The organism is Sorangium sp. So ce1335, from assembly GCF_051521615.1.
Lineage (GTDB): Bacteria > Myxococcota_A > Polyangia > Polyangiales > Polyangiaceae > Sorangium.
In genome coordinates this window covers 8,070,770-8,087,402 of sequence record NZ_CP150363.1, presented here as the reverse complement: position 1 = coordinate 8,087,402, position 16,633 = coordinate 8,070,770, and the positions used below count along the sequence as shown (strand labels likewise).

At 72.6% G+C, this 16,633-nt stretch carries 15 protein-coding genes; 11 read left to right on the top strand and 4 right to left on the bottom strand.

Annotation, left to right across the window (positions count from 1 at the left end):
- The first annotated feature begins 48 nt into the window (after nt 1-48).
- The 4 genes from WMF24_RS29710 to WMF24_RS29695 all read left to right on the top strand — a co-directional run bounded on the left by WMF24_RS29710 (nt 49) and on the right by WMF24_RS29695 (nt 3,967).
- A complete protein-coding gene (locus WMF24_RS29710; protein WP_437730790.1) occupies nt 49-1,041 on the top strand; it encodes a hypothetical protein in 993 nt (330 codons plus the stop codon).
- Nucleotides 1,042-1,339: 298 nt separating this feature from the next.
- Nucleotides 1,340-1,837 carry an RNA polymerase sigma factor gene (locus WMF24_RS29705; protein WP_437686142.1) on the top strand — a complete coding sequence of 166 codons (498 nt, stop codon included), beginning with the start codon at nt 1,340-1,342 and terminating at the stop codon, nt 1,835-1,837.
- On the top strand, nt 1,834-2,595 hold the full coding sequence (locus WMF24_RS29700; RefSeq protein WP_437730789.1) for a hypothetical protein: 762 nt from the start codon (nt 1,834-1,836) through the stop codon (nt 2,593-2,595). The genes WMF24_RS29705 and WMF24_RS29700 overlap by 4 nt, the downstream gene beginning before the upstream one ends.
- 100 nt (nt 2,596-2,695) lie before the next feature.
- The gene (locus WMF24_RS29695; RefSeq protein WP_437730788.1) at nt 2,696-3,967 is read left to right on the top strand and encodes a glycosyl hydrolase family 8; all 1,272 of its coding nucleotides are present in this window, start codon (nt 2,696-2,698) and stop codon (nt 3,965-3,967) included.
- Nucleotides 3,968-3,995: 28 nt separating this feature from the next.
- On the opposite strand, the gene WMF24_RS29690 is transcribed toward WMF24_RS29695, so the two are convergent.
- Both WMF24_RS29690 and WMF24_RS29685 read right to left on the bottom strand, forming a co-directional pair.
- Nucleotides 3,996-4,838 carry a class I SAM-dependent methyltransferase gene (locus tag WMF24_RS29690; protein WP_437730787.1) on the bottom strand — a complete coding sequence of 281 codons (843 nt, stop codon included), beginning with the start codon at nt 4,836-4,838 and terminating at the stop codon, nt 3,996-3,998.
- Nucleotides 4,835-5,278, bottom strand: coding sequence for a hypothetical protein (locus WMF24_RS29685; protein ID WP_437730786.1), 444 nt, complete (start codon nt 5,276-5,278; stop codon nt 4,835-4,837). Before WMF24_RS29685 ends, WMF24_RS29690 begins: the two co-directional genes overlap by 4 nt.
- Nucleotides 5,279-5,537: 259 nt before the next feature.
- Between WMF24_RS29685 and WMF24_RS29680 the strand changes: the two genes are divergently transcribed.
- Complete coding sequence (locus tag WMF24_RS29680) at nt 5,538-6,677, top strand: metallophosphoesterase (RefSeq protein WP_437730785.1); 1,140 nt, start codon at nt 5,538-5,540, stop codon at nt 6,675-6,677.
- A gap of 66 nt (nt 6,678-6,743) precedes the next feature.
- On the opposite strand, the gene plsY is transcribed toward WMF24_RS29680, so the two are convergent.
- Complete coding sequence (gene plsY, locus WMF24_RS29675) at nt 6,744-7,367, bottom strand: glycerol-3-phosphate 1-O-acyltransferase PlsY (protein WP_437730784.1); 624 nt, start codon at nt 7,365-7,367, stop codon at nt 6,744-6,746.
- A gap of 117 nt (nt 7,368-7,484) precedes the next feature.
- On the opposite strand from plsY, the gene WMF24_RS29670 reads away from it, so the two are divergent.
- The 5 genes from WMF24_RS29670 to WMF24_RS29650 all read left to right on the top strand — a co-directional run bounded on the left by WMF24_RS29670 (nt 7,485) and on the right by WMF24_RS29650 (nt 14,399).
- Complete coding sequence (locus WMF24_RS29670) at nt 7,485-8,762, top strand: patatin-like phospholipase family protein (RefSeq protein ID WP_437730783.1); 1,278 nt, start codon at nt 7,485-7,487, stop codon at nt 8,760-8,762.
- 196 nt (nt 8,763-8,958) lie between these two features.
- Nucleotides 8,959-10,950 carry an SUMF1/EgtB/PvdO family nonheme iron enzyme gene (locus WMF24_RS29665; protein WP_437730782.1) on the top strand — a complete coding sequence of 664 codons (1,992 nt, stop codon included), beginning with the start codon at nt 8,959-8,961 and terminating at the stop codon, nt 10,948-10,950.
- Nucleotides 10,951-11,339: 389 nt separating this feature from the next.
- Nucleotides 11,340-12,056, top strand: a complete 717-nt coding sequence (locus WMF24_RS29660) for an STAS domain-containing protein (RefSeq protein WP_437730781.1) — start codon at nt 11,340-11,342, stop codon at nt 12,054-12,056.
- 139 nt (nt 12,057-12,195) lie between these two features.
- Nucleotides 12,196-13,374, top strand: a complete 1,179-nt coding sequence (locus WMF24_RS29655) for an oxygenase MpaB family protein (protein ID WP_437730780.1) — start codon at nt 12,196-12,198, stop codon at nt 13,372-13,374.
- A gap of 122 nt (nt 13,375-13,496) precedes the next feature.
- Entirely contained in the window at nt 13,497-14,399 is a 903-nt protein-coding gene (locus WMF24_RS29650) for a hypothetical protein (RefSeq protein WP_437730779.1), read from the top strand.
- Nucleotides 14,400-14,445: 46 nt separating this feature from the next.
- Here WMF24_RS29650 and WMF24_RS29645 read toward each other — a convergent pair whose 3' ends face one another.
- A complete protein-coding gene (locus tag WMF24_RS29645) occupies nt 14,446-15,519 on the bottom strand; it encodes an aldo/keto reductase (protein ID WP_437730778.1) in 1,074 nt (357 codons plus the stop codon).
- A gap of 121 nt (nt 15,520-15,640) precedes the next feature.
- Between WMF24_RS29645 and WMF24_RS29640 the strand changes: the two genes are divergently transcribed.
- Nucleotides 15,641-16,585, top strand: a complete 945-nt coding sequence (locus WMF24_RS29640; protein WP_437730777.1) for a LysR family transcriptional regulator — start codon at nt 15,641-15,643, stop codon at nt 16,583-16,585.
- The last annotated feature ends 48 nt before the right edge of the window (nt 16,586-16,633 follow it).

Below are 16,633 nucleotides of genomic sequence, written 5' to 3'. Positions count from 1 at the left end.
TGCAGGTGCGTCTGGCGGCGCAAGCACGGTTCGTGGCAACTTCGGCGCGTGGCTTCCGGTGGCGGCATCTCGTTCATCGAGCTCGTCGTCCTCGGTTGGTCCTCGGCCGCCGCGGCGCCGGCGCCGATCCCCGTGCGCATCGACTTCGACGCTCCGCGGGATTGCTCGACGGCGGAGCAGCTCTTCCAGGGCATCCGCGCCCGGTCCGATCGCGTGCAGATGGCGGCGGAGGGCCAGGAAGGCTGGGAGGTCCGCGTCCGGTTGAGGCGCGTCGGGACCCGCGTCCGCGGCGAGCTGCGCATCATCCACGAGCGCGGCGCCACGGACGTCCGGACCGTCGAGGGCAGCTCGTGCGACACCGTGGTCCAGGCGCTCTCGTTCACGGCGGCGCTCGCGCTCGACAAGGTCGCCGAGGAGACAGAGCCGGCTCCGCCGCCGACGGCCCCAGTCGTCCCCCCACCGTCGCCAACGGCGCCCCCGCGGCCGCCTCCGCCGCCCGCGGTCGTCACGCCGCCGCCGCCGTTCCGGTTCGAGCTCGGCGCGCAGATCCTGCTGACGCAGGTCGTCTCGCCCGGCGCGAACCTCGGCGGCGCGCTCGTCGCCCGGCTGACCCAGCGCACGGGCAGCGCGCTGAGCCCTTCCATCGGCCTGTCGCTGAGCCACGCGCGGGACGGCGTGCTTCCGGGCGCGGACCAGGCATCCGTCCAGTGGACGGCCGTCACGCTCACCGGCTGCCCGCTGCGCTGGGACATCGCCGAGGCCCTCAGCGCGGCGCCGTGCGTCACCGCGACCGGCGGCTGGCTCGCGGCGACGGGAGAGGGCGTCACCAGCCCGATGTCCGCCGTGCGATCGTGGTGGAGCGCCGGAATCCTCGCGCGCGCCGCCGTGTCGCTCGGCGCGAGCACGGCGCTCGAGATCGAGGCGGGCGCCAGTTTTCCACTCGTTCACCGGCGCTTCACCATCGCGCTTCCGGAGGTGACGGCCGCCGAAACTCCTGTGATCTCGCCGCTCACGAGCGTCGGGATCGTGCACACCTTCTGAGCCGGGCTCCCGGTGATCACTTTGACGCGGGCCGGGAATCTTAACGCATCATGGACGGCACCCCGACGCAGGGCCGCAAGCGCGATGACCCTCACGAACCACGGCATCCGCGCGGCTCTGGCTTTTGCTGGTCATTTTGCACTAAGATCCCTTGTTTCTCGATGTCATGCCCCGCCTCATGGTGAGCGGGTGCATGGGCGTCGGGGTGATGACGGCGGCTGCTTTGCCTGACACGGATCCGGCGGACAAGGCCCCATCGGCCGCGCGCGCGAGCCAGCGAGACGCGCGTCTGCGGCGGATGGTGGACGCTCATCTCGATTTCATCGGCCGGGTGCTCCGCAACGCGGGGACCCCCGCCGCCGAGATCGATGATGCGGTGCAGCGCACCTTCATCGCCGCCGCCCAGCGGCTGGATGACGTCCGGCCGGGTGCGGAGAAGAGTTTTCTGCTCCAGACGGCGCTCAACGTGGCCGCCCATGCCCGGCGGAGCGCGGCGCGCCGTCGGGAGGTCCCGGCGGCGGAGCCGCCGGAGGTCGTGGACGCTGCGACACCCGAGCAGCTCACGAGCCAGAAGCGGGCACGACAGATGCTAGATCAGGTCCTCGACCAGATGGAGCCGGACCTGCGGACGGTGTTCGTGCTGTATGAGTTCGAGGAGATGAGCATGGTGGAGATCGCCGGCGTGATCGGGATCCCGCAGGGCACCGTGGCCTCGCGGCTGCGGAGGGCCAGAGCAGATTTTCGCGAGCGCGTACGCGCGCTCGAGCTCGTCACGACGAGCGAGGTGAGACGATGACCGAACCACGTCGCCTGCTGGAAGAGAGCGACAGCCCGCTTGAGCGGGCGTTGCTGAGCGCCGGCACGTCCTATCCCACATCGCCGGAGACGCGCGCCAAGACGCTGGCCGCCCTGGGCCTCGCCGGCGCGGCTGCGCTGTCGAGCGCCGCGGCGCCCGCGGCGCTCTCCGCGGCGGGGACGGCCGCGGCGTCGTCCTCCTCGGTCGTCGCGAAGGTCGGCTGGAGCAAGATCCTCGTCGCGCTCTCGACGGTGGGCGCGCTCGCCGGGATCCCGGCCGGGTACCTCGCCTGGCGCGGGTACCAGGCGCCGCCGCCGGCCTCTGTCGATCGCTTCGCCGCCGCGCTCACGGGCCCGATCGAAAGGGCGGTGCCCGAGCCGCCGCCGCCGGCGGCCGTGGAGGCTGCCGCGGCGCCGAGCGAGGCCCCTGAGGCGCCGCGCAACGTCCGCGCCGCCGCCAGGAAGCCGGGCGCGCCGCCGTCCGAGGAGAGCGCGGCCCTCCAGGCCGAGCTCGACGCGCTCGACGCGGCGCGCTCGACGCTCTCCAGCGGGAACGCACAGAGTGCGCTGTCGCTGCTGGACGCCTACATGCGGGAGCACCCGCGCGGCCGGCTGAGGCTCGAGGCCGAGGTCCTGCGGATTGACGCGCTCGCGAAGAGCGGCCGGAGCGATGCCGCAGCGCAGCGCGCCGAGGCTTTTCTACGCAGGCACCCAAACAGCGTGCTTGCCTCCCGGGTTCGACGCTATGTAATCGATTAAGATTCGGGTCATGCGCTGCCCCGTTCCCCTCCGTCGGCTCCTCGGAGCATCCCGCATCGGCTGTGCGTGTGCGGCGCTCTGCGCGCTGCCGGCGTGCGGAATGTCGGTGGACTGGCTCGGCGGCAACGCCGCCGACGTCGCCGGCGGCGGCCTCGGCGGCAACGCAGCCGAGGCCGCCGCCGGCAGCGGGGGCAACGGCGGCAGCGGGGGCGACTCGAGCAGCGACGATCTTCGCCCGCTGACCGGACCGGAGACGTACCCCAACCCGCTTCGCGACGTGCTCCTCAAGACGGACGAGGAGATCGCGGCGAAGATCGAGGACAGGTTCAATCAGCTCTTCTACGGCGATCCGTACACCGAGGCGATCTACTACCCGTCGCACGGCGCTGCCGATCAGTCCTACATCTGGGATGTGCTGCACACGGATGTGCGCACCGAGGGCCTCGGCCTCGCGATGATCATCACGGTCCAGCTCAACAAACGCGTGGAGTTCGACCGGCTCTGGCGGTACGCCAAAACGGTGCACCGTTCCCGCTCCGGGCCCAACGAGGGCTACCTCACGTCGTGGTGCGACAACCCGGAGGGCAAGGCGTTCTGCGTCGACCCGTTCGGCCAGCAGCAGGCCGCGATGGCGCTGCTCTTCGCTCATGGCCGGTGGGGGAGCGATGGCGCGGACATCGATTACGGCGCGGAGGCGCTCGCCCTGCTCGACGTGATGCGGAACAAGGAGGAGCAGAACGGGGGCGTCGTCGCCGGCGTGACGAACACCTTCGACCCGGAGACGAAGCTCGTCTTCGACATTCCGCACACCTCCGCGGCGAACACCACCCGTCCTTCCATCCTGATGCCCGCGTACTACGAGCTCTGGGCGCAGGCCACGGGGGACCCGTTCTGGTCCGAGGCCGCGGCGAGCGCGCGCGCGTACTGGAAGCTCGTCGCCCACCCGCGCACCGGGCTCATGCCGGTGCGCGCCGACTTCGACGGAAAGCCGCTGCCCGGCTCGGACGACTTCGGGGCGGAGGCCTACCGGACGCCGCTGAACATGGCGCTCGACCACGTCTGGTTCGGGGTCGATCCGTGGCAGGTGGAGGAGGCGGACCGGCTGCTGGCGTTCTTCTCGGAGCAGGGCATCGACACCTACGGCGGGGCGTACACGCTCGACGGCGAGGCATCCAGCGAGCCCATGACCCGAGAGGCGGCGCTCATCGTCATGAACGGCGTCACGGGGCTCGTCGCGCAGAACGAAGAGCGCGCCGAGTTCATCGAGGCGGCGTGGTCGATGCCGCCGTCGGTCGGCATGCCGCGCTACTACTCGGGGCTGCTCCAGCTCCTGTCGCTGCTGACGCTCAGCGGGCAGTTCCGCGTGTACTGAGCTCATGCGCCCGCGCTCGCCGCGGCGCTCATTCGAAGCGGAGGTGGAGGATCGACGGCGCGTGCGCGCCGCGGAGCAGGCGCGACACCCGGCTCATGCCGCGCAGCGCGCGCTCCAGCGCCGGTGTCACCTCGCCGTCGCCGACCGGCCGTAGCCGCGGGTAGCGCGCCACGGCCCCGTCCGCCGCCGGGATCTCCAGGCACGCGCGCAGCCGAGGCGGCGTGCGCAGCGGCGGGTGCACCTCGTGATCGAGGATGAGCTCGGTTCCCTTCGCCAGGCGCGCGGAGGCGCGCGTGAAGAAGGCGTCGACGAGCTCGGGGGGCTCCCGCTCGAGCGCGCCCTCGGCGATGAGGAGCGTGGGCACGTCGCCGGCGCCGCGCAGGCAATCCATCCAGCCCGTGCAGGCGATCGAGCAGCACCGCGCGATCGCGTGGCGGTCGGACATCTGCCAGAGGCGGTGCGCGCACTTGAACTCGGCCACGTGCGGCGGATCGATGTCCACCCAGCGGAGCCTCCCGTTGTCGACGCGCGAGAAGCGCGTGCACAGCCCGGCGTTGAGCGCGATGGCGAGGCCGTCCGGGTTGCGCTCGAAGTAGTGCCTGACGAGCCCGTCGACGACCATGGTGCGCACCGTCGAGCTCCGGAGCGCGCGGTCGTCGAAGCCCTCCGGGTCGACGTCGAGCGTGGCCAGCATCGCCTCGGCCCACGGGTCGGCGAAGCCGAGATCGGGGAACCGCACGCGCGCCTCGGCGCGCCCGACGAGCGAGAGCACCGCGTCCCTGGGGACGGTCCTCGAGCTCGCGCTCCCTCCCTGCGGCGCGGGGCTCGAGGCCGCGCCGGCGAGCGCGTGGCCCGGCAGCCGGCGCGTCACGACGGCACCCCGCCGCTGCCTCGAACGACGTCGGCGATGAGCGCGCGCTCGAGGCGCAGCACAGCGGACGCGTCCGGGAGCCTCGCCGCGAACAGCCCGCCGAGGAGCGCCGCGAGCTTGTCGTAATCCGGCGCCTGCGCCTTCCAGTTCGCGATCGGGTACGCCTCGTAGAGCCCGCGCGTGAGCCGCGAGGGCGTCAGCACCGAGACGCGCGCCTCCGGGTGCCAGAGCTGGAGGTGCCAGAAGCCTCGCGCGACGAAGTACTCGAACTTCCGCCCGCCGAAGAGGCGCACCTCCCACCCCGCGACGACGAGCGCGAGCTCGCGCTCGCGGGGATCGTGCGGCGGCGGCGGCCAGCCGTCCTCGCGTGCAGGCTCGGCACGACGCGCGCGATCGGGCCGCGGCGCGGCATCCACGGGCAGAATTGTGCGCGAGCTCACGAGGCGTCTTCCTTGTGGACGGCGGACCAGGGGAGGGCGGCGAGCGCTGCGCCGCACGACGGGCTCGGGGCAGGGGGCATGGTTCGGCTCACTGGGTTCCGTTGTTGATATTGAAAGTGATGTTCAACTTCGATACGTGGGGCTCCTGGGGGAGTCAAGGGAAAACGGCGCGCAGGCGAGCGGCCTGGGCATTGGAGGACGTAGATAAGTCGGGCGCCGCCGGCGGGGCGAGCGCGGCCGGGGGTAGAATGCGCGTCCCATGAAGCCTCCTCGTGCGCTGTCTCCGCTCGCCGTCTCGCCGGGATCCGCCGCGGCCTTCCTCCTCGCGCTAGCGACGGTGAGCTGCGGTGTGGCGGACAGCGCGCCGAGCCCCGGCGTCGCGCAGGACGGCACGGGCGGCGGGAGCCCCGCCGGCGGCAGGACGGGGGGCGGCGGCTCAGGGGCGGACGGCGGCGTGGGCGGCGGCGCCGCGGGCCTGGGCGGCGTCGTCGGCTCCGCCGACGTGGGCAGCGTTGTCGACGCCCCCGCGCTGGATCTTCGCGTGATCCGGATCATCGCCATCGGCGACACCGGCGAGGGCAACGCCGCGCAGCACCAGGTCGCCGACCGGATGAGCGAGAAATGCATCGAGGTCGGGGGCTGCCACGCCGTGATGATGAACGGCGACAACTTCTATGATCACGGCGTCGTCGACACCAGCGATGCGCAGTGGGGGCCGAAATTCGAGCAGCCGTACGACAGACCGGGCCTGAACGGCCTGCCTTTCTATGCGGTGCTCGGCAACCACGATCACGGCCCGAGCAGCAGCGGCGTACGGCAGGCGCAGATCGACTACTCGCGGCTGCTCGTCGGAGGCGGGCCGGGCATGCGGGTGAGCGACAAGTGGCACATGCCCGCCTCGTACTACGATGTTCGCATCCGCCATGTTCACCTGTTCGGGATCGACACCGTCGACTTCACCTCCAGTGAACAGGCAGACGACATGAGCGCGCGGGTCGCCGCCTCGGACGCCACATGGAAGATCGTCTTCGGCCATCACCCCCGCTTCACGTCGGGAGCTCACTTCAGCGACAACGAGGTGATCGGGGGGGCAGGGATGTTCGCCATGCAGGAGGCGATCTACTGCGGGGCCGACATGTACATGGCCGGCCACGATCACCACCTCGAGCTCATCGACAAGGGGCGCGACGCGCGCTGCCCGGACACGTATTTCGCCATCAGCGGCGCCGGCTCGAAGACCCGGCCGGCGTCCGCCTTCGTCCCGCGCGACCCGCGGCAGCTCTTCTACACGGACGCGACCGAGGGCTTTGTCTACCTGCAGTTCGAGGGCGACAGGCTGCTCCTCCAGTTCATCGACAAGCACGGCGCGGTGCTCTACGCGAAGGGGATCACCAAGTAACCGAGCGTGAACCAGCGTGACGGCGTGTGACCGACCGCCGCGCGCAGGGCGCCCGGCCGGCGGGGGTCAGCGCCGCTCGGGGTCGCCGGGCCGCCTGCCGAACGAGATCGCGGGCTCGGCGCCGGCGAGCATCCGCCGGATGTTCGGGATGTGCTTGAGCCAGATGAAGGCGCCGAGGAGCACCGAGAGGCAGAGGACCGGAGCCTGCCGCTCGCCGAGCAGCCAGAGGAAGGCCGGCAGGGCGAGCGCGCCGGCGAGCGAGCCCGCGGAGACCCAGCGGGTCGCCCGCACGACGACCGCGAAGACCGCCAGCGCGGCGAGCGTGGACCGCGGCGCCAGCACGAGCAGCACGCCGCAGGACGTCGCGACGCCCTTGCCGCCCCGCATGCCGAGGAACACCGTGTAGTCGTGGCCGAGCACCGCGGCGAGGCCGCCGGCCGCCGCGACCCACCCGCCCGGCGCGGCGGTCAGCCACGACGCGAGCGGCCCGGCGACGAGCGCGCCCTTCGCCACGTCCGCGGCCAGGACGGCCAGGCCGGGCTTCCAGCCGAAGGCGCGAAGGACGTTCGTGGCGCCGATGTTGCCGGAGCCCACGGTGCGGATATCGAGCCCTTTGACGAAGCGCGCAAAGAGGTAGCCTGTCGGGATCGCTCCGAGGAGGTAGGCAAGGACGAGATAGATTGCCGTCATCGGGCGCCTCCGTGCCCGCGCGCACGGTGGATGTAGCATGGCGCCGCGCGAGGCGGCCAGAGCGCCCGCGTGCTCGCGAGGCCGCGCTCGAGAGAGCGACCATGGTACTCTGCGAGCATGGCCCACCTTCCGCCCGCTTCGACCCGGAACGGCCGCGCCCCCAAGATCGCGCTCGTGCTCGCCGGCGGCGCTGCCCGCGGCGCCTACGAGGTCGGCGTCGTGCAGCACATCCTCGAGGAGGTCTCTCGCGACATCGGCCGCGAGGTGCCGCTCGACATCCTGTGCGGCACCTCGGTCGGCGCCATCAACGTCTGCGGCCTCGCGGCGTTCGCGGACGAGGCGCGCAGCCGCGCCCGCCGGCTCGCCGCGGTGTGGACGCGCCTGCGGATCGACGACCTCGTGCGGCTCGACGTGCGCGGCGTGCTCGCGGTCGGGCACGATCTGCTCCGCGGCGGCGGGGCGAGCGCGCCCGCGAGCGGCGTCCGCGCCGCGCTCCTCGACACGTCCGGCCTCGAGCGGCAGATCGCGGAGGCCGTGCCGTTCGAGCGCATCGACGGCCACCTCGATCGGGGGCTCCTGTCGGCGGTGACCGTGTCGACGACCCTCGTGAAGAGCGGCCGCACGGTCGTCTTCGTCCACCGCCGCGAGCCCGGGCTGCCGCCCTGGAGCCACGATCCGACGATCTCCCCGCGCGCCACGGCGCTCCGCGCCCAGCACGCGCTCGCCTCGTCGGCGGTCCCCATCCTGTTCCGGCCGGTGAGCATCGACGGCGAGCTCTACTGCGACGGCGGGCTGCGCCAGAACGTCCCGCTGTCGCCGGCGCGGCGCCTCGGGGCCGACGGCGTGATCGTCGTCAACCCGCGGTACATCGAGCCCGCGTCGTCCACGGCCGATCGCGAGGCGCCGGGCCTCCCCGGGCCGCTGTTCCTGCTCGGAAAGACGCTGAACGCGCTGATGCTCGACCGGATCGACAACGACCTCGCGCGCCTCGAGAGCATCAACGGCATCCTCGAGGCGGGGCGGCGTCGGTACGGCGAGGGCTTCGTCGACGAGCTGAACGACGAGCTCGGACTCCCGCCGGGGCGCACGCTGCGGCCGCTCCGGTCGCTGCTCATCCGCGCTTCCAAGGACATCGGCAGCCTGGCGGCGGAGTTCGTGCGGTCCCCGGCCTTCCGCGCGCGGACGACGAGCGTGCTCGGCCGCGTGATGCGGCGCCTCGCCGAGGGGGACGAGCGGCGCGAGGCGGACTTCCTGTCGTATCTGCTGTTCGACGGGGAGTTCGCCGGAGCGCTCATCGAGATAGGACGCGCGGACGCGCGGGCGCGGCACGAGGAGCTGTGCGCGTTCTTCGAGAAGGCGCTGAGCCCGGGGGGGTTCGAGGCGCGGGCGCCGTGAGGGGGCCGAGAGACTCATCCGTCCATCTATCCATCGCGCTTTTCCGGGGCGCCCAGAGGCGTCCGGAGCTCGGGAGTCGAGATTGCCGGGCTCTCCGCGGCAACGCGCGAAAGACATGTTGGACGGGTTGCGAGCGTGCCTGCGGCGAAGGTCGATGATGGACGGGCGGCCGGCGGTGTAGACTCGCGCCGCGAGCATGGCACCTTCGGATCCCTTCGGCTGGGTGGGCGCGACGATCGGCGGCAAGTACCGGATCGACGCCGTGGTCGGGGAGGGGGGATTCGGCGTCGTCTACCGCGGCCATCACCTCGGCCTCGACGAGCCGGTCGCGGTCAAGTGCCTGAAGCAGCTCGGCTCCCTCGCGCCGGCCGAGCGCGCGTCGTTCCAGCGGATGCTCCTCGACGAGGGCAGGCTCCTCCACCGCCTCTCGCGGGCGAACGCCGGGATCGTGCAGGCGCTCGACGCGGGCGCCGGCGTGTCGCCGTCGGGCGAGTGGACGCCGTACCTCGTGCTCGAGTGGCTCGACGGCGCGCCGCTCGACCGCGACATCGCCGAGCGGCGCGCCCGCTGCGACGCGGCGCGGCCGCTCGCCGAGGCGGTCGCGCTGCTCGCGCCCGCGGCGCACGCGCTCGAGGCCGCGCACGCGCAGGGCGTCGCCCACCGCGACATCAAGCCGGCCAACCTGTTCCTCGCGGAGATCGGCGGCCGGCGCACGATGAAGGTCCTCGACTTCGGCATCGCCAAGGTGCTCGGCGAGCTCTCGAGCATGACCCAGGCGATGGCCCAGACGGGGAGCACGCTCCGGGCCTTCACGGTGCACTACGGCGCGCCGGAGCAGTTCCACCACCGCTTCGGGGCGACCGGGCCGTGGACCGATGTCTTCGCGCTCGCCCTGGTGCTCATCGAGGTCGCGTCGGGCAACCGCGCCCTGCTCGGGAGCGACGTCACGCAGCTCTACATCGCCGCGACCGACCCGGCCTTCCGCCCGAGCCTGCGCGCCGCGGGCGCGAGCGCGCCGGAGGCGGTCGAGGCGGTTGTGCGCCGCGCGCTCGCGGTCGACCCGCGCGAGCGCTACCGCACGGCGGGCGAGCTCTGGGCGGCGCTCGAGGCCGCGATGGCGGCGGCGTCCGCCGGCGACGCCGTCGCGGTGGGCGATCCGCCGGTCGGCCAGGCGCCGCCTGCGCCCGCGCCATCCCTCACGACCATGCGCGGCCTCACCGCGAGCGCCCCGCCCCCCGCAGCGTTGCCCCCGGCGCCGCCCCCGTCCGCGCACGCGGCCGTCGCGGGCGCTCCGCGGCGGCGCCTGCTGCTCGCGCTCGGCTCGGCGGCCGCGCTGGCCGCCGCCGGCGGGGCGGCCGTCGCGCTCGTCCGCCCCCAGGCTCAGGAAGCCGCGCTGCCGGCGCGCGCGCACGGCGGCCCGGCCGCGACGCCGGACGAGCCGGCGCCCTCGCCCGACATGGTGCGGATGCCGGCGGGCCGGTTCACGATGGGCAGCGCCAAGGGCGGCAAGTCCGAGCGACCGCCGCACGAGGTGACGCTGACGCGCGCCTTCGATCTCGACCGCACCGAGGTGACGGTCGCCGCATACGAGCGCTGCGTCGAGGCGGGCCGGTGCTCGCCGAGCGGCCTGCACGGCCCCCGCGCGACCGCCGCCGACGTCGCGCAGCGCGGCGCGCTCTGCACCGCAGCAGATCCCGCGAAGGCGCGGCACCCGGTCTCGTGCGTCGATCAGGCGCAGGCGGCGGCGTACTGCGCGTTCGTCGGCAAGCGGCTCCCGACCGAGGCCGAGTGGGAGTACGCCGCGCGCGGCACCGACGGCCGCGAGTACCCGTGGGGCAACGATCCACCGGGGTGCGCGCACGCCGTGGTGTCGCGGCCCGCCGGACAGGGCTGCGGCGCGCGCGGCACGCAGGACGTCGGCTCGGCGAAGGCCGGGGCGAGCCCGTCGGGCGCGCTCGACATGGCGGGCAACGTCTGGGAGTGGGTCGCCGACGGCTGGGACCCGGGCGCGTACGTGAAGGGCGCCCGGACCGATCCCCTCATCCCGGCGACCGGCAGCAAGGGCGTGCTCCGCGGCGGCTCGTGGGACTTCTCGGCGAGCTCCGCCCGGTCGACCTACCGGCTGGCGTTCGATAGCGAGGCAGGTGACGTCTCGACCGGCTTCCGCTGCGCTCGCTCGGTGGACTGATCGCAACCGAGCGCAACCGAGCGCAACCGAGCGCGAGCGAGCGCAACCGAGTGCAACCGAGCGCAACCGAGCGCGAGCGAGCGCAACCGAGCGCAACCAGCGCGAACGAGCGCAAACAGCGCGAGCGAGCGCGAGCCCCGGCCGAGAGGCCATCTTCCTGTCGCGCCGGGGATAGGCTATCTATAGGATCTTGGTCGAACGTGGAAACACACAGGTTGCTGCCACGTAGGATACCGAGGAGAAGTGTAGTCGCGCGTCCTGGCGCACGAGGTCGGATCTCACGAGCACGCCCCGGCGCGCAGGCCGCCCGTGATGGTGAGGCCGAGCCTGGGTCAGGGACAGCGCACCGAGCTCTCCCGGTCAACCCCCGCTGAGCGCACAGAAAGCCCATGCAAGAACCCGAGAACAAGATCGCTGTCGAGGAGAGCCGAATGCAGCGCGTCATCAACGCGGTCGCGCTCGCCTCCGCGGGAGAGATCGAGCTTGCCCTGAAGCACCTCGACGGTGTCGAGCAGGACTCCTTCGGGGTGGTCGAGGAGGCGCTGCGCGTCTTCCTCTCCGAGCTCTCCGAGGCGATGCTGCAGAGCTCCCAGGCGCTCACCGCGCTCGCCGCCTCCAAGCGCGAGCTCGAGAGCCAGCTCGACACGATCCAGCGCCAGGAGCGCGCGATCCGGGAGCTCTCCGTGCCGATCATCGACATCTGGCACGGCATCCTCACGCTCCCGCTCGTCGGGCTGTTCGACTCGATGCGGGCCGTCGAGGTCACCGAGCGGCTCCTCGCGCGCGTCGCGGACGACAGCGACGTCGAGTGGGTGATCCTCGACCTCACCGGCGTGACCGTCGTCGACACGATGACCGCGCAGCACCTCGTCAAGCTCGCGCAGGCCGTGCAGCTCCTCGGCGCGCGCTGCATCCTCACGGGGCTCGGCGGTCACGTCGCGGGCACGCTCGTCACGATCGGCGTCTCGCTCGACGAGCTGAGCCCGATGCGCAGCCTCCGGGAGGGGCTCAGGTTCTGCCTGGCGCAGCGCAAGACGTACGACCTCACCGAGGTGATCCGCCGGAGCGCCGAGCGGATGGACGCCTCGCGCGAGACGGACTCCTGACGGCGCAGACGTCCGATCGATAGCGCGCGCGCCGTGAGCGACACAACCGCTCACGCGCGCGCGGGCTCGTACCACCGCGCGCGGCGCGTCGCGGCTTTGCCGAACGCTGGCCGTGTGCCAAGGGATTCGACATCGCCGCATGAAGAACCCCACGATCCCTGCTCGTTTTCAGGACACCGCGGAGGCCCGCCGTCGCTTCGGCGACCAGCTCGATCGGCTGGCGCCCTTCCTGCGCCGCGTCGATCCCGTCGCCGACGCCGTCGTGGACGCGTTCGCGTCGATGCCGCCGGGCCAGGGGTTCCGCCAGCTCGAGGCCGCCCTCGCGCGCGGCATCGACGCGGTGCCCGACGCCCCGGCCGCGCTGCGCGCGCTCTTCGCGTCGGTCGATCACGTGCCGCTCTGGGTCGACTGGGACGCCGTGAACCGCGGCGGGACGACGTTCCTGCGCACGGGTATGCTCGGCGGCATCCTGCTCGCGATGCAGGCGCTCATCCTCGGCTACGCCTCGCCGGGCGGAAACAAGCCGCTCGTCTTCTCGGGGAGGCTCCGCGAGCAGGCCCCGCGCCGCCTCGGCGAGACGAGCCGGTTCGTCCACGCCGTGAGCCTCGTGGGCGGGATGCGCCGCTCCGGCGAGGGCTTCGCGATCACCGTGAAGGTGCGCATCATGCACGCGCAGGTGCGGCGCCTCATCCGCGCGAGCGGCCGGTGGAAGGCCGAGCTCTGGGGCGAGCCGATCAACCAGCACGACATGGTCGCGACGGCGCTGCTCTTCTCGGTCGCCGTGCTCGACGGCTTCGACAAGCTCGGCTACCACATCCCGCCCGCGCAGAAGGAGGACCTCGTCCACCTCTGGCGCTACGTTGCGTACGTCATCGGCGTCGAGCAGGAGCTCATCCCCGGGTCGTACGCCGACGCGAGGCGCCTGGCCGAGATGATCTTCGCCACGCAGGGCGCCCCGGACAACGACTCGCGCCTGCTCGTCAACGCGCTGCTCTCCCACGGCATCAACGGCTCGTGGACCGAGCGCCAGCGCCGGCGCGCCGAGCAGCTCCTGTCCGTCTTCTGCTGCGTCTCCCGCAGCGTGCTGGGCGAAGAGCTCGCCGACCAGCTCGGGGTGCCGAGGCAGAGCTCGCTCCTCACCGTCCCGCTCCTCCGCGCCATCGCCGCGGCCTCCAGCCGCGCGCACGCGCTGCCGTCCCTCCAGGACTTCGCGCTCGATCTCGGCGATCGCTACTGGCAGCGCTCCGTCGCGATTGCCCTGGGCGGCCGCCCCGCCGACTTCGCGCCTCCGGAGGGCTTCGCCGGCAGGAGGACGTGACGGATCGGCCGCTTCCCGGCCGGCCGAGCGCGAGGCGGATCCTCCCGAGGCCGCGTCCCGGGAGCGCGCCACGGGCGGTCGGGGTTGAAGCGCGCTCCGGTTCTGCGGTACGGACCACCGTCATGGAGATCATCCCTTACGGCGGTTGGAAGCGCGCTGCCCGGCTCGTCTGCGGCGACACCGAGGTCGTCGTCACGCTCGACATCGGCCCGCGGATCATCCGGTATGGCGTCATCGGCGGTCCGAACGAGCTCTTCGAGATCCCCGAGGACATGGGCGCGGTCGGCGGGGACAAGTACAGGTTCTATGGCGGCCACCGGCTGTGGATCGGCCCGGAGGACGCGAAGCGGACGCTGCAGCCCGACAACGATCCCGTGGAGCACCGGGAGGAGAACGGCGCGCACGTGTTCCGGTCCCCGCCGGACAGGCACGGAATGCAGAAGGAGATCCGCATCACGGCCGATCCCGCGGCGGGCAGGTTCGTCCTCGATCACGCGATCGAGAACCGCGGCGCCTTTGCGGTGGAGTTCACGCCGTGGGCGCTCACCGTGATGGCGGGCGGCGGCGAGTGCCTGTTCCCGCACGCCCCGTTCTTCCCGCACCCCGACCGCCTCCTGCCCGCGCGGCCCCTCGTGCTGTGGCCGTACACCGACATGGCCGACCCCCGGTGGACCTGGGGCAAGCGCGTGCTCCGCCTGCGGCAGGTCGCCGGCAAGGCCCCGCAGAAGGTGGGGATGCTCGTGAGCCAGGGCTACGCGGCGTACGCGAACCACGGCAACGTGTTCCTGAAGCGGTTCCCGTACGTCGAGGGCGCCACCTACCCGGACATGGGGGTCAATTTCGAGACCTTCACGAACCAGGACATGCTCGAGGTGGAGTCGCTCGGCCCGCTCCAGCGCGTGGAGCCCGGCGCCCGCGCGCAGCACCGCGAGGCGTGGTATCTCCTGAAGGGCGTGCAGCCGCCCGCCGAGGACGGCGCGTGCGCGGACTGGCTCGAGGCAACGGCGAAGGACAGGCCGCTTTGATCCACGCGAGGTGAGCCCGCCGCCGGCGGGCCCACCTCGGCTCAGCTCAGCGCCGCTCGGCGATCTTCACGTCGCCGAACATCACGCTCCGGGTCATCGGCCGCGCCAGGAAATCGTGCGGGAAGCCGAGCTCGACGGCGCTGGCCCGCTCGAGCCGGGCGCGCTGGCCGTCCGTCAGCCGCACGTCGAGGGCACCCAGGTTGTCCTCGAGCTGCTTCAGGGTCCGCGCGCCCAGGATGGGCGCGGTCACGGCCGGGTGGAGCAGCGTCCAGGCGAGCGCGATCTGCGCCGGCGTCTTGCCGCTCTCGGTCGCGACCGCCTTTACCACCTCGGCGATGCCGAGGCCCCGCTCCGTCAGCGCGCCGTTGGCGGCGGCGACGTTCTTGCGCGTGCCGGAGGCGTCGGCCGTCCCGCCGCCGGCCTCCAGGTCGGCCCTCGTGTACTTGCCGGTGAGCACGCCGCTGCCGAGCGGCGACCACGGGATGACCCCGAGGCCCATCTCCTGCGCCATCGGGATGAGCTCCCGCTCGACGGTGCGCTCGATCAGGCTGTATTCGATCTGCAGCGCGACGAGCGGCGCCCACCCGCGCAGATCGGCGATCGCCTGCATGCGGGCGACCTGCCAGGCGGGCGTGTCGGAGATGCCGACATAGAGCACCTTCCCCGCGCGGACGAGATCATCCATCGCGCGAAGGATCTCCTCCACGGGCGTGGTCCCGTCCCAGGCGTGCAGGTACAGGAGATCGATGTAATCGGTCCTCAGCCGCTCGAGGCTCGCCTCGACCGAGCGCACCATGCTCTTGCGGTGGTTGCCGCCCGAGTTCGGGTCTCCGGGGCGCATGGTGAGCGTGTACTTCGTTGCGATCACGAGGCGCTCGCGCCGGTCGCCGGCGAGCTCGCCGACGAGCCGCTCCGAGGTGCCGTTCGTGTACTTGTTGGCCGTGTCGATGAAGTTTCCGCCGCGGTCGAGGTAGGCATCGACGATGCGCCTCGTCTCGTCGCGGTCGCTGCCCCAGCCCCAGTCGGTGCCGAACGTCATCGCGCCGAGGGCGAGCGGGGAGACGCGCAGGCCCGAGCGGCCCAGCAGGCGGTAGGTGTCGAGAGAGAGGGCGTTGGTCATGGTGGCCTCCACAGGTGCGGCGGGCGCGTCGGGCGCCCTGCCTGGAACCGGACCTTACGGCGCTGGCGCTCCTCGCAAAATCCGACATGATCCAATCAACCTGTTTAGCCAGGGGTACACAATGCGCGGGAGAGATTTCGCCGACCTGAAGGCGTTCGCGGCCATCGTGGAGCACGGGAGCTTCGCCCGCGCCGCGGCGCACCTGCGCGTCTCGCCGTCGGCCCTGAGCCAGACGATCCGGGGGCTGGAGGAGCGGCTCGGCGTGCGCCTCCTGAACCGCACGACGCGCAGCGTGGCGCCGAGCGAGGCGGGGGCGCGGCTGCTCTCCCGGCTGGCCCCGGCGCTGACGGAGCTGGAGGCGGCGGTCGCCGACGTGAAGGCGCTGGGCGACAGGCCCGCGGGCGTGCTCCGGATCAACACGGCGCGGATCGCCGCGCTCTGGGCGCTCGCCCCGCTGTTCGGCCGGTTCCTCGAGGCGCACCCGGACATCGTGCTCGACGTGGTGGTCGAGGACGCGATCGCCGACATCGTCGCGCGCCGCTTCGACGCCGGCGTCCGGCTGGGCGAGCGCCTCGAGAAGGACATGGTGGCCGTGAAGCTGAGCGGCGATCTCTCGATGATGGCGGTCGCCTCGCCGGGCTACCTGGCGCGCCACGGGGTCCCCGCGACCCCGCGCGATCTGCACCGGCACCGCTGCATCAACACGCGCTGGCCGACGGACGGCAGCCTCTATCGATGGGAGTTCGAGAAGGGGAAGCAGTCGCTTGAGGTCGCCGTCGACGGCCCGCTCATCGTCAACGACGTGGACCTGGCGCTGCGCGCCGCGGTCGACGGCGTGGGCATCGCCTACGTGTTCGACCAGCAGGCGAGGCCGCTCGTCGAGGCCGGGAAGCTGACGCAGGTCCTCGCGTCGTGGTCGCCGTCGTTCCCCGGCTTCTATCTGTATTATCCGAGCCGCCGGCAGACGCCGCCGCCGCTGCGCGCCTTCGTCGACTTCGTCCGCCGCGCGGGCCCGCCGGAGGCGAGGGCGCGGCGCGCCCGCCCCGCCGCCGCGTCGAAGGGGTAGATGGACACAGACCGTCAGGCCCGAGGGAGCCGGCACCAGGATTCCGCG